The sequence below is a fragment of the Microcoleus sp. FACHB-831 genome, from assembly GCF_014695585.1.
GTDB lineage: Bacteria > Cyanobacteriota > Cyanobacteriia > Cyanobacteriales > FACHB-T130 > FACHB-831.
Map to the genome: position 1 here is coordinate 74,697 of NZ_JACJON010000077.1, position 12,797 is coordinate 87,493.

The following is a 12,797-nucleotide window of genomic DNA, read 5'->3' on the forward strand; positions in this document are numbered from 1 at the left end:
AGTGATCTCTCAATTGCGACCGGGGACTACAGGGTTGCTTTTTGTCAGTTGCTTGTTATTAACGTTCCCACCGTCAAGAAAAGGGCGATCGCGGCTTATTGTTTCGTTACTTTCGATAGCTAACAATCTGCATTGTCGGTGGGAGGGCAACGATCGCTTATACGGACACCCTGACGCGATCGTGCGTGCATACAAGATTCAACATTGGCTAAAGCAGCGAACCTACCTTTAGTAGGATTCGTTTCTTACCAATGTTGGCTAGTATAATCACCTTTTAAAACCAAAGTAGTGACGTTGGTCAAGGCTTATGTTAATCTTCATCACCTCTAAGAGTGATTCCAGAAAATTTCCCTATTCAATAGAGAATATTTATTACAAGCTAGAAACGTTGCTGGCATTAGCACGAGGCTGTATTTAACTCGCGGTTTATTATAGAAATTGCGATCGCGCCCATTCGCCTAAACTAATCGTCTGAGATGTTTCGCGAAGCTCAACATGACATTTCACGAACCAGGACAAATAGACTTGTGGTAAAAGTCGAAAAATTGTGGATGTCATTCACGCAAACGCAGTGTAGCAAAGCATCTCGTGAGATGTTTGGCTTCGCTCAACCTGACATTTCGAGCATTTTTGCAACAGGTTTAAGTAACGCTCTTAGTTCTACTCCGGCTTTGTGTCTCGTAGCATTAATGCCTCAAATGCCTCTAGGGGGCTAACTTCTCCCTGAAGCAACCGATAAACTTGATAAGAGATCGGAACGTAAATATCCTGGCTTTGCGATCGCTGTATTAAAACTGGTGTGGTGTTGACGCCTTCGGCTGTTCCCTCAAGATTAGCAAGAACTTGTGCAAGCGTCTTACCCCCAGCTAGCTGATATCCCACCTGATAGTTACGGCTGAGGTTGCTGTTGCAGGTAGCTAGCAAGTCTCCCAGACCCGACAAACCATAGAAGGTTTCAGCCTTTGCACCCCAGCGATCGCCAATTCTAATAATTTCTGTTAAGCCACGAGTTAATAAAGCGGCTTTGGCGTTAGTCCCTAGATGCAAACCATCACACGCACCCGCAGCGATCGCCATGACGTTTTTTAGCGTCCCGCCCAATTCCACTCCCAGCGGGTCGCTATTAGTATATACCCGGAAATTCAGCGACGAAAACACTCTTTGCACCGCCACAGCCGCTTCGTTATCAATACTGGCGACAACGCTAGCCCCTGGTAATCCCTGTTGAAGTTCTTTAGCAAGATTAGGGCCAGATAGAACAACTATAGGATGCGTTGGGAACGCCGCTTGCCAAATTTGCGAGGGGGTGTCGGTAGTAACAGGGTCTAAACCTTTAGTCGCGGTTACGATAATTGCGTGAGGAGAAATTGCTCTGCTTATAGTCTCCACCACTGTTCTGACGCCGGACATTGAGACAGCAGATAGCACTATATCTGCTTTTTCCAGAACATCTTCCAGCCTTTGGGGACTGCGACGCGACCACAACTGCACATCCTGACCGTTCCTGGAGGCTAAGGTTGCTAGGGTACTACCCCAAGCACCACCGCCAATAATCGCTATGGATTTTGTTGGTTGTTCGTTGTTCATGGTTGATTGTTGCGAACTATGAGCCATGAATAATGAACAATCGATTTATTAGACCTATTGCAAAAGTTGAAGTTAACCCCCCTTAATCCCCCCTTGGTAAGGGGGGAAAAACTTGAAATCTTGCCCCCTCCCCTTAGTAAGGGGAGGGCTGGGGAGGGGTGATTCATGGATTTTTGCAAGAGGTCTCTTGATAACTTCCAACTCAAAATTCAAAACTCAAAATTCAAAACTCCGACGCGATGAATCGCGTCTCTACAACTCAAAACTCAAAACTCAAAACTCAAAACTTAAAATTCCCAACTCAAAACTCAAAACTCAAAACTCAAAACTTTTTACCGGGGGTAGCGTTTCATTAATTCTCTTACTTGTTCTGCATGATAAGAGCTGCGGGTGAGGGGTGAGGCTACAACTTGCAATAAGCCGATAGACTCGCCAAATTCTCTCCAAGCGTCAAACTGCGCTGGTGTTACAAAGTCTTTAACTTGCAAATGCTTTTGGCTGGGTTGGAGATATTGACCGATGGTTAAAATATCGCAGTCTACGTCGCGCAAGTCTTGGATAGTTTGGCGAATTTCGGCGTCGGTTTCTCCGAGTCCTACCATGATGCCAGATTTGGTGTAGACGGAAGGAGCTAGGTCGCGGCTGCGGCGCAATACTTCAAGCGATCGCTCGTAATTTCCTTGAGGACGCACTCGCCGATAGAGGCTGGGGACGGTTTCTGTGTTGTGGTTCAGTACTTCTGGTCGGGCTTGCAAAATCCCCGCCAATGCGTCCCAATTGCCGCAAAGGTCTGGAATCAATACTTCAATGGTTGTATCGGGCGAAATGGCGCGTATAGCTTCGATACAGCTAACAAATTGAGACGCACCCCCATCCGGCAAATCGTCGCGATTTACCGAAGTAATGACGACATGGTTTAAACGCAGTCGGCGGACAGCTTCGGCCAAGCGGGTTGGTTCCGTCGGGTCTAGCGGTTGGGGTTTTTTCTCAAAATCTATATCGCAGTAGGGACAAGCTCGCGTGCAGGCTGGCCCCATAATCAGGAAAGTGGCAGTTCCGGCATTGAAGCACTCACCGATGTTAGGGCAAGATGCTTCCTCGCAGACGGTATTTAGGGACAAATCCCGGAGAATTTCTTTAACATTGCCGACGCGCTCCCACTGAGGGGCTTTTACTCGCAGCCAATCTGGTTTAACAGCCACAACCGCTTTTCCCACTGAAGTCATACAGAGTTATATGGTATCAAGCAAAAGGTAATTTGGGTCAATTTTTATCGCGCGGTGTTGGTAATTTGCTGTTGACGTGATATTCTTGATTAATAGTGCCGTATGGCATCGGGATGTAGCGCAGCTTGGTAGCGCACCTCGTTCGGGACGAGGGGGTCGCAGGTTCAAATCCTGTCATCCCGATTTTTATTGTAGAATTTGCAAAACTCGCGCAAGGGCTGGTTAAACCGGACGGCGCCGGGTGAGTATTGGCTTGGCTAACAGGAATGAAGAGGAGGTAGAAAATGGCGCGAGAAGTTACTGATGCTGAGGGAATTACTTGGTCTTGCATTCAGGCTTATGCGGGGCTTTCGGATGGGGGGGAGAACCAGGAGGCGGCTAAGGTAAAGGGCGAGAAAGATAGTTACTGGGTTGTTTGTACTCCCTCTGGCGGTGCGAAGTCGGTGCGGCTGGAATTGCAAGGGGAATGGGAATCGTCTTATTCTGATGAGGCGTTGCTTGAGCAGATTGAAGCGCAGCTAAAGGCTTGAGGTTATTGGGTAGCAGGGTAATTATAAGGTTCGGCTGCGGTGCTGAATGTTGGGTTGTTCTGGGTTGTGATGAATAGGGGTGATTTTTTAAGTTAGCTGCGCGGTTACTCGAATCCTGGAAAGCTCAATTGTTTTGGTTCGGGTTCGGGTTTTGCTTTGCGGCTTTTATTTTCAGTTTTACTTTTTGCTTTTTTGTTTGTATCCAGTTTCTCGCGTTCGGCGCGGATGCGTTCTAAGAGGACTGAGGCGGTTTCGTCGTTGGGGTCTTGGGGAACCAGTTCGCCTCTGAATGCTTTGGCGAGAATGGATTGATCGAGTTGAGCTAGGTAGGCTTTTGACTCTTGGTATTGTTGCTTAATACAGTCAGCAGTTTTAAGGAGAGCTTCTACTCGGCGAACAAGCTCTTGTTGCTCTAAATACGGTGGTAACGGTATCTGTAAGGCTCTAACATCTCCGATATTGATTCCTCGAACTGCAACTCCTTTAATCGCCTTTTGCATCCTCTCTTGAGTTGCTTTAGCTTTAAGAAACCAAAAAACATAGTCAGAAAACACGTCTGTTTGAATACTTAATCTGGCAGAATCTTGGGTAATATTAGCTCCATTCAATAGAGGCGGAATTTTACATAAACGACCAACAGTTCCTCGGATAGAAAGTAGTAAATCTCCTGTTTTTAATCGAGACCTTGCATACTGCACATCTATTTCAAAGGAAGTTTTTCTAATGGTTTCTGGATTAAGCTGGTCATTTGGAAAATCCGCAACTCGAATATAAGGTACACCATCATGTACCTCAAAACCAGGTTTTAAAATTCCATAAGTGATAGGGCGACCCGGTTCACAAATATCCTTTAATTCTGCTATCTTCCACGTTTTAGGAAATGCCTCGGAAGTTAAATTATGAACACCATCTGTAGGTGGAGCTGCATTTCCTCGTTTATGTCCACCTGCCAATTCATGTGCTTTCAAGATTTTGTGTAACAAACTGCTTGCAGGTTCAACATCGGGGTTTTTCTCTCGCCAGTCGGCGGTAAGATCGCCACGAAAAGCGGCAGCGAGGACAGATTGGCGGAACTGGTCTAAGAGGGGCGCGATCGCCTCAAGTTCCTCCTTCACCCCCTGGCTCCGAGCCTTCAACGCCTCAATCTTGCCAACTATGCGGCGTTGTTCGTTGAGGGGCGGTAAGGAGATTTCAAACTCCGAAACTTGCTTTAGATTTAAATTTTGCAGTCCAACACCACGACGCTGCTCTCGAATCCTAGCTTCAAGTAAATGGGATGATAAAAAATGAGCAATATACTCAGGCAATATTGGTTTTACGAGGCGAATAATAGATACAGCTTGATTAGTATTAGCTGGCAAGTCATTCTGATGAACAATCCCAATTCTTCCGAGAGTTCCTGCAATTGAAAATAAGATGTCATCTTCTTGCAAACGTGAGCGTGCTAAAGCTTCATCAGCATCTGGGTCAATATAGGTACATAGCGCATGATTTATACGCTGATCTGAGATACTTTCAACTTTTACAAACAGAATACCTTTGTCAGTAAAGTTAAAGCCCAATGATGTAGGAGTTGTACCTTTTGTAATCCGATATGATAGTTCTCCGAGTGGTACTCGACACCAACCAGGAATATTTTTCTTAATCAACCTACTTCCTCACTATCCAACAACTCTGACAGCGCCTCCATTTTTTCCATCGCCGCCTGCAACCTCACTAGAATTAAGAGCCGCAATTTCAGAAGGCGCTCTCACCCCACCTCTTCCCAATCCTCAATCTGTAATCCATTCACACGGCTAAATTCACCCGTATTATGCGTAACCAATATTAGATTATTCACCAAAGCAATAGCCGCAATTTGTAAATCATAGGGGCCAATAGGCGTACCCAATGCCGCTAATTGAGCGCGAACTTGGCCTGCAACTTCAGCAGAGCGAGAGTCTAAAGGCAAAATAGGAAACTGACTGATAAACCGTTGTAGCACCGCTAAATTTTGTTCAACATTACCACTGCGATACGCTCCATAAAATAGCTCCATTTGTACAATAGTACACAGATAAATATCATTTGGCTGTTTTGCTGCCAGCCGAGTAGTAACCAGAGGACTGGTATTGTTCAACAATCGGATACAAACATTAGTATCAAGCAGGTAAGTCAAAACAGCGGCTCCCGCGTCTCATACTCTCCCTGCGGTTCGCGCACTAGCGGTTCTCCCACCCAACCCCCAATCACTTCTTCAAAAAAACCAGGATTCCAGCCTAATTCCTCTGGTGTTTTCGATGGCGTTGATAATTCAATCGGCTGATAAATCACCATCACTTCAAACTCTTTATCTTGTATTCCTACGGGAATATCAAGATGCAAAATACCATCTTTTCCCACAAGCGATCGCGTTTTAATACTCTTCATACTTTTTTACCTACTAACTACTCTTCCAACAATATCGTCAGCGCTTCCATCTCCTCCATCGCCGTCTGCAACCTCATCATAATCAATAGCCGCAATTTCAGAAAGCGATCGCATACAGCAACTTACATTTAACCCTCGTCTTCATCTTGGAAAAGCGCCTCTAAATCCCGATAACCACTAACAACCCGCAAAATCTCAATTCCTCCCTCAATCGGGCGACAAAAAATCAAGTAATCATCAACTCGCCCTATATCAGGAAAATTGGCTAAAGTCTTACACTTTTGATTTATTTTGTTGAGCAAGCGCTGCGCTGTATCCAAACTAATATTGCCAGCAACATAGTCGATAATGCTTTCAATATCTCGACTAGCCGGAACAGTAAACCTACAAATATTACTCATTCCACCTTCTCGCTCACGAAGCCGTTGCAGCTTCTGTTGCAGTTGGCTGAAAACTATCTCGTCATCAACAACCTCTCCCCGTTTAGACGCTTCAACACCAACCCTAATTTCCCGTCTCAACTCCTCAAAGCGCCCCTTGTAGATGCGTTCCCGTTCTTCAAACGCCCTAAGTGCCGCTAGGATAACTTCGTCAGGCGAGGTGTACTTGCCACTCTCTACTTGACTTTGAATAAACTGTTCAATTTCTGGAGTTAATGATACGTTCATTGATGTTTACTCTTTAGTCTTGTTAATCATCTTCCTATTCTAGAAGCGCGGTTTCAGTCTCTTCCTCATCCTCAAGCAACGCTGTCAGCGCCTCCATCTCCTCCATCGCTGTCTGCAACCTCACCATAATCTGTGCGGCAATTTCAGAAGGCGATCGCATACAGCAACTTACTTTTAACCCTGGCGATCGCGAATCCTTTACCCCATAGGTTGCTAATCGTATTTCTATTCTAGAAACTGTTTTAAATGCAACTTCATCAACTCAATCTATCCAGCCATTCGATAAGCTCTGCTTCGCTAGAAAAGTCTAAAAGTGCCTCTCCCAAGTCTTCAACCCGATCGATTTCTAGGCGGCTAATTCGCTCCCTCAAATCGAGCCGCAAAGTTCCCAAACGGCGATTTAATTGCCGTAGCACTAATGCTACCTCTCTTTGTTGTCCCTGGTGCAATCCGCGCCGGATTCCCTCTTCCATCCAGCTTGTGACAATTTCCATAACCCTCTCCTCTTCAGTTAGTCCCATCCTATCAAGCTCAACCTCAAACGCCGCTTCCTCCCTTGTATCCAACCGCAAGTAGGTATCCACAAACCCTGAAATCAACCGCATCCGCGCTGGATCTAGCTTTAGAGTCGCCAACAGACGTAAACACTCCGCCTTCACCTTCGGACGTTCCTCCGGTTGAATCTTCATTTTTGCCATTAATGCTGCTGCTACGGGATTGCGCTGCTGCAAAAAATCCCGCCAATTCATCTGATTGAGTTGAATGGTCGTAAAATTGAATTCCAACACCTTTAATTGTGGGAAATCTACCCGATATTGTGTTGTCTCTGCTCGTTGTGGTTCATCGAAAGAAAACACCACAACTGGATAGACGGGTAACAAATACTCCTGATGCAATTTAGCAAAATAGAAGAACATCCGCCGAGCAAAATTCGACTCCGTGTAAGACTGATTCTCCACATGGATAATAAAAAATGCCGACTGCTCGCGAAACCCCACTTGAGCAACAATATCTAGAAGTTTGCGATCGCCAGAAACAAGATCGGTAAAATACTCCTGGGGTAAAAAAGTAATAGAGTCTCGTTCCAGAAAACCCGCTACATCGGGCAGAAATAACTCAATGAACTCTATAAAAAACGTTGAGAGGAGTTCTTTGAACAACTGGTCATGGTTAATTTGCTCACTCATCAAGCAACACCATGAGTTCCGTCATCTCCTCCATCGCCGTCTGCAATCTCACCATAATCTCAGCAGCAATAATCTCCGGTTCTGGCAAACCATCGCCCGATTGCAAACTTTCATCCCTTAACCAAGAAATATCGAGATTTTCCCCGCGCTTGGCTATCTCCTCCCTAGTAAAACAACGCCAGCGTCCGGTTTCCCCTTGGTCAACACGCGGACTGTTGCCATTCGGGTCATCTCCATAGGCTAATTCAAATTCTTGGAAATGCGATTGGGTCAGGGGAATCCGCTTCCCAAAACTGGGCATATTCGTCCGCAAATCATAAATCCACACAGCTTTAGTATTCCCCTTTTCCGTCGTCCCCCGCTGAAAAAATAGCACGTTCGTCTTCACACCTTGGGCGTAAAAAATCCCCGTAGGTAAGCGCAAAATTGTATGTAAATTGCACTTATCCATCAAATCTGCCCGGACGTTGCGCCCCTGTCCATCCTCAAATAAAACATTATCAGGTAACACCACCGCCGCCCGTCCTTCCGGTAGCAGACTGCGATAAACGTGCTGCAAAAATACCAATTGCTTGTTAGAACTGGGATAAGTAAAATCATCCCGCGTCGGACTTCCACCGCCTTTTTTAGTACCAAAAGGTGGATTAGTTAAAATTACATTTGCCCTACCTAATCGCTGTCCATCGGGTGAGAGAGTATCCCCCAAAGTTACTTCCCCCTCAATACCGTGCAGCATCATATTCATCAACAGCAAGCGATGGGCATCTTGCACCAATTCCATGCCATAAAATGCCTGCTGTCGTTGAAACACCTGTTCAGCTTCCGAGAGGGAAAACAATTCATCAGTGCGCTGTTTAATATAGCGGTCAGCAGCAATCAAAAAACCACCCGTTCCCGCTGCTGGATCTTGTAGCAGTTCCCCCGGTTGCGGTTTCATCAAAGACACCATGCAATCAATCAGCGGACGCGGTGTAAAATATTGCCCCGCCCCAGATTTCTTCTCGCTGGCGTTCTTTTCTAATAGCCCTTCATAGAGGTCGCCTAACCCTTCTTCCTTAGCAGAATACCAATCCAACTTATCAATACTATCGACGAGCTTGCTTAAAATGCGCGGTTGTTTTAGCGCCGTTTGAGCATTAGCAAAAATCGCCTGCACCCTTAACGAAGAAGCTTTTGACCCCAATTCTAAGAGCAGCGAACGGTAAAATGTCAACTGTTCTATCCCTTCTTTTGCTGTCAAATTTGCCCAGCGCATTTCTTCGGGCAATTGGTCTTCTACCCCCGTCTCCTGCGCCATCTTGAGAAATAGCAAGTAAGTCAGTTCCGTAACATATTGCAGGTAAGTAATGCCATCATCCCGCAGGACGTGGCACAGGTTCCACAGTTTTTGGACAATATCAGTTGTTGCGTTCATTTTCGGTTTTTTCAGAAGTTGAAAATGCACTAGGTTTTATAGGATCGCTTACATACTTAATTTTCTTATTTAATGATGTAATTTTTAGGATTTTATCTTTAATGTCTACTTCTCCTTCAAGTGTCCATTCTCCCTCATTATTATAGTTTTCTCTAATAAATATGTTAAGCAAATTTGTATTGGTAGTCGATGAAGGTTTAATTGATATAGATATTTGACCACAGTTGAATATTTTTTTCAAAATGATTAGCATATCCAGGCTATCGTTATAATTACTAGAGACTGGCTCCAATATTTCATAGCGATTTTGATTAAATAAATATCTAACTAAAAATTTATCTATCCAACTAGCTGTGTATTTTTTTCTATCTTTTTGAATTAATTCTAAAATTAGCTCTAAACTTTTTTCATCTAATAAACGCTCTACTATTTCATAATCTTTATATAAAAAATTAAATAAGCCAGAAATCAAGAAATCAAATGGCTTATTGTACATTTCATATCTTAATATAATTCTATCGTCAGGATGTACTTTCTTTATTTCGTCCTGAAAAACAGGATTTATTCTTTCTTCAAGCTCATTTAATTCGTGATTTAATTGTAAAAGTGATTGTTCATCTCTTGATATACATTGATAGTAGGTTATAATTACAGATTTTTGGATAAAGTCAACTCTTTCTCGTAGGTTATCCGGAGCTTGGAAAACTAATTCTTCATCCTCTAATACTTCTTTTTTTATCTTAACAATATTATTGAAAAACATATCAAACCATTCATTTGAGAAAAATGTTAATTTATAATATACTCTATAAAGATTTCCTTCTAATTTCCAAAGCTCTCTTAACCATGCTTGATTCTCAAAATGAGTTAAACAGTCTTTTATAGCTCGTTTAATTTCATCTGCAATAGAACTGAAAGACAGAGAATCAGAAAGCATTTCATTATTCGGCAGAATTTTAACAAGTAAGGCAATTAAATTTTGACGATGGCAGATTGCAGGGCGTCCTCTCAAAACTTGGAGAATAGTCGTAACAACTTTAGACTTTTCAAGATTATTTAATAATTCAAATTTTGAATTAAATGCTTCATATATAATCTTAAAATCCCCAAAAGTGTTGGAAAAGCTAAAACTTAGCTTTATTAATTCATCTAAAGTACTACTAAAGCAAATTTGCTTGAAGCTTTGCTCAGATTCAAGGGCTTTTCTAAAATAAATGTTCCTTCGATTTTCTTGTACTACTGGACGAGCAGATTCTAAAATAGAGTCTACTGCCAAAGAGAACTCTTGCAGTCGTTCTTCCATTACTTCAACAGATAAAATATCTCTAATATCGTCAAGTACACGCTGTTTTAGCATTGGGAGAAGATTTTTTGCACCCAATATTTTATTTAGCATCAAAAATTTTTGCGGTAATTCAGTTGAGCTGATATTTAAAATTGGTTGATAAGCCTCATCAATGTTTCGTGAATCATAAACTACAATATTCCACCCATTAATAACGGCAAAGTAACGAGCATTGACTTCGGGGTGTAAAGCATATAAATGTGCTTGAAAAATACTTTTTTCTTCGATTTGTCTAGGAGAAGATGGTTTTGCCTCAATTATCCAAAACTGTTTTTTACGAACCAATAGTGCATAATCTATATCAATTCTTTTACGCCCTACCATGAGGAAGGGTTTATGTAATTGATGTTTCTCTTCGCGGTTTATATCGTAGTCAGTATTCTTGCGATATCCTAATAATTTTAACAAAGGTTGGATAAATTCTTCCCTAACATCATTTTCGTTCCAGTCATTAAAATCAAAATTTGACAGCCTAGAAAGTTCTTTGCCCAGATCTTCTATTGTCATAAAATTTATTTCCACAAATTTAATTATTTTAATTTTTTCCAGAGACTATTGTTAATCTCACCTAAAATCTCTTCTAACCGTCGGTCAAAAGTTTTATTAAGTCGCTCAAATCCTCCGCCTTGCTCCTTTAATGCTCTGCGATCGCAAGCATCCCGATCTACAATAGACCTCTTGCAAAAGTTGAAGTTACCCCCCTTAATCCCCCCTTGGTAAGGGGGGAAAAACTTGGAAATCTTGCCCCTCCCCTTAGTAAGGGGAGGGCTGGGGAGGGGTCATTGATGGATTTTTGCATCTTGCAAAAGTTCTAGTAGGTTGGGTAAAGCGATCGCGAAACCCAACAGCACCACCTAAATAAAGTTGGGTTTCGTTACCTCAACTCCAGGTCGCTAGGGTGGGAGACTTACCGCTTTTCGTGTGGCTCCCCAACGTACTGACTATTTAACACGATCCAGCAATATCATTCGTTTCGGGGTGCCTTCATCCTTACAATTATGCTATTTATTATTATCAAATTAGCAAGTCCAATAATCAACCCTGCCACCCAATAACTCTCCCCGCGACTGTCATCTTCTTGAGCGACAATGGATGTTTGATTGGGGTCTTTAATAAATTCATTAATCTCAGCAGGTAGGGAGGCTGTATTCCCACTCGGCCCATAAAATCCAGTAGGGAGGGGAATTTTCCCATTCTCCGTTTTCAAAAGGGTATAATAGTAAGTTTTTTTGGAAGAATAAGAATAACTTTCCAAGGATGCTGATTTTAATTCTTTTACGGGGAACGCACGAAGCTGTTTTTTATTAAATGGCCCTGTGAATGTTGTCAATTCGCAGTTTCCTTGGTTGGGTTTTATTCGCTGACAATTAAATGTGGTAAAACTTGTAGGAGATGCCAATAAAATTACTGTCGTACATACACCATTAAAGACTAATAATAGTCCCACTAAACTGAAAAAGTCACGTACTTTGTTCAAATTCATTGTCTGATTATTTACAGATTGCTTATCAGAGGTTAAATCTAAGTAATCGCAAGTAAAAATATACTATTATTTCTATGCCATCTCCTGCCAAAGAGCGTCGTTAATATCCACCAAAATTTATTCTAGGCGTCCGTCAAACGCCTTATTAATTCGCTCAAATCCTCCACCTTGCGCCTTGAAAGCTCCGCGATTGCAAGCATCCCGATCTACAATATACCTCTTGCAAAAGTCGAATTTACCCCCCTTAATCCCCCCTTAGTAAGGGGGGAAAAACTTGAAATCTTGCCCCCTCCCCGAACTCGCGGGGAGGGCTGGGGAGGGGTCATTCATAGATTTTTGCAACACGTCTAATAACCTCTGTCTTCAACTATTGGCCAATCCTTTCGAGCCACTGTCTCATTCGTTTCTGAGTTCCTGAATACCCAATTTTAGAGCATGAATTGCTATTAAATTAGGAATTGAAAGAAACAACCCTCCAAATATATACATCTGCAAACGAAAATCATCTTCTTGAACGTTTAGGGATGTCTCCTTTGGGTTTTTAATAAAATTATTAATTTCAGTAACTAAAGAGGCTCTAGTCCCAGTCGATCCATAGGCATCGGTACGGAGATCGATGTCTTCTGTCTGTGTTTTCAAAGAAACATAGTAAGTTTTTCTCGATGAAGAAGAAGTAGATCTTTCCAGAGAAGCTGATTTCAATTCTTTGAGGGGAAACGTGCGAATCTTTTCTTTATTGGATGGCCCCGTGACCGTTCTTAATTCACAGCTTCCTTGATTCGAGTCTATACGCTGACAATTAAATGTAGTAAAACTTGCCATCCAAAAAATCATTGCCAACCCTGCGCTAGAAAAGAGCAAGCTAAACAACAATCCCATGAAAATGTAAAAATGGCTTGCTTTGTTTAAATTCATTGTTACAAGTTGCTTATTAGAGGAAAAATCTAA

At 42.6% G+C, this 12,797-nt stretch carries 14 protein-coding genes and 1 tRNA gene; 3 read left to right on the forward strand and 12 right to left on the reverse strand.

Annotation, left to right across the window (positions count from 1 at the left end; all coding sequences use genetic code 11):
- The first annotated feature begins 1 nt into the window (after position 1).
- Complete coding sequence (locus tag H6F77_RS24910) at positions 2 to 232, forward strand: hypothetical protein (RefSeq protein ID WP_206753495.1); 231 nt, start codon at positions 2 to 4, stop codon at positions 230 to 232.
- A 428-nt stretch (positions 233 to 660) separates the two neighbouring features.
- Here H6F77_RS24910 and H6F77_RS24915 read toward each other — a convergent pair whose 3' ends face one another.
- Together H6F77_RS24915 and lipA are read right to left on the reverse strand one after the other, a co-directional pair.
- Positions 661 to 1,587: an NAD(P)H-dependent glycerol-3-phosphate dehydrogenase gene (locus H6F77_RS24915; protein WP_190491613.1), complete on the reverse strand. Its 927-nt coding sequence runs from the start codon at positions 1,585 to 1,587 to the stop codon at positions 661 to 663.
- A 332-nt stretch (positions 1,588 to 1,919) separates the two neighbouring features.
- On the reverse strand, positions 1,920 to 2,789 hold the full coding sequence (gene lipA / locus H6F77_RS24920) for a lipoyl synthase (protein ID WP_190491675.1): 870 nt from the start codon (positions 2,787 to 2,789) through the stop codon (positions 1,920 to 1,922).
- A gap of 133 nt (positions 2,790 to 2,922) precedes the next feature.
- On the opposite strand from lipA, the gene H6F77_RS24925 reads away from it, so the two are divergent.
- Both H6F77_RS24925 and H6F77_RS24930 read left to right on the forward strand, forming a co-directional pair.
- A tRNA-Pro gene (locus H6F77_RS24925) sits at positions 2,923 to 2,996 on the forward strand.
- A 101-nt stretch (positions 2,997 to 3,097) separates the two neighbouring features.
- Positions 3,098 to 3,343, forward strand: a complete 246-nt coding sequence (locus H6F77_RS24930) for a hypothetical protein (protein ID WP_190491614.1) — start codon at positions 3,098 to 3,100, stop codon at positions 3,341 to 3,343.
- A gap of 104 nt (positions 3,344 to 3,447) precedes the next feature.
- Here the strand turns inward: H6F77_RS24930 and H6F77_RS24935 are convergent, their stop codons facing one another.
- From H6F77_RS24935 to H6F77_RS24980, 10 genes are all read right to left on the reverse strand, one after another.
- Positions 3,448 to 4,992: a restriction endonuclease subunit S gene (locus H6F77_RS24935; RefSeq protein WP_190491615.1), complete on the reverse strand. Its 1,545-nt coding sequence runs from the start codon at positions 4,990 to 4,992 to the stop codon at positions 3,448 to 3,450.
- A 101-nt stretch (positions 4,993 to 5,093) separates the two neighbouring features.
- Positions 5,094 to 5,501 carry a type II toxin-antitoxin system tRNA(fMet)-specific endonuclease VapC gene (vapC, locus tag H6F77_RS24940; protein ID WP_190491616.1) on the reverse strand — a complete coding sequence of 136 codons (408 nt, stop codon included), beginning with the start codon at positions 5,499 to 5,501 and terminating at the stop codon, positions 5,094 to 5,096.
- Complete coding sequence (locus H6F77_RS24945) at positions 5,498 to 5,752, reverse strand: hypothetical protein (protein WP_190491617.1); 255 nt, start codon at positions 5,750 to 5,752, stop codon at positions 5,498 to 5,500. The genes vapC and H6F77_RS24945 overlap by 4 nt, the downstream gene beginning before the upstream one ends.
- A 128-nt stretch (positions 5,753 to 5,880) precedes the next feature.
- A complete protein-coding gene (locus H6F77_RS28770; RefSeq protein WP_309228919.1) occupies positions 5,881 to 6,420 on the reverse strand; it encodes a type II toxin-antitoxin system ParD family antitoxin in 540 nt (179 codons plus the stop codon).
- A 34-nt stretch (positions 6,421 to 6,454) separates the two neighbouring features.
- Complete coding sequence (locus H6F77_RS28610; protein WP_255515876.1) at positions 6,455 to 6,580, reverse strand: hypothetical protein; 126 nt, start codon at positions 6,578 to 6,580, stop codon at positions 6,455 to 6,457.
- A 97-nt stretch (positions 6,581 to 6,677) separates the two neighbouring features.
- The gene (locus H6F77_RS24960; protein WP_190491618.1) at positions 6,678 to 7,607 is read right to left on the reverse strand and encodes a DUF4351 domain-containing protein; all 930 of its coding nucleotides are present in this window, start codon (positions 7,605 to 7,607) and stop codon (positions 6,678 to 6,680) included.
- The gene (locus tag H6F77_RS24965; protein WP_190491619.1) at positions 7,600 to 9,021 is read right to left on the reverse strand and encodes a class I SAM-dependent DNA methyltransferase; all 1,422 of its coding nucleotides are present in this window, start codon (positions 9,019 to 9,021) and stop codon (positions 7,600 to 7,602) included. Before H6F77_RS24965 ends, H6F77_RS24960 begins: the two co-directional genes overlap by 8 nt.
- Positions 9,005 to 10,873 carry a type I restriction enzyme HsdR N-terminal domain-containing protein gene (locus H6F77_RS24970; RefSeq protein WP_190491620.1) on the reverse strand — a complete coding sequence of 623 codons (1,869 nt, stop codon included), beginning with the start codon at positions 10,871 to 10,873 and terminating at the stop codon, positions 9,005 to 9,007. The genes H6F77_RS24965 and H6F77_RS24970 overlap by 17 nt, the downstream gene beginning before the upstream one ends.
- Before the next feature lie 457 nt (positions 10,874 to 11,330).
- Complete coding sequence (locus tag H6F77_RS24975) at positions 11,331 to 11,843, reverse strand: hypothetical protein (RefSeq protein ID WP_206753496.1); 513 nt, start codon at positions 11,841 to 11,843, stop codon at positions 11,331 to 11,333.
- 402 nt (positions 11,844 to 12,245) lie between these two features.
- Positions 12,246 to 12,764: a hypothetical protein gene (locus H6F77_RS24980; protein ID WP_190491622.1), complete on the reverse strand. Its 519-nt coding sequence runs from the start codon at positions 12,762 to 12,764 to the stop codon at positions 12,246 to 12,248.
- Between the last annotated feature and the right edge of the window lie 33 nt (positions 12,765 to 12,797).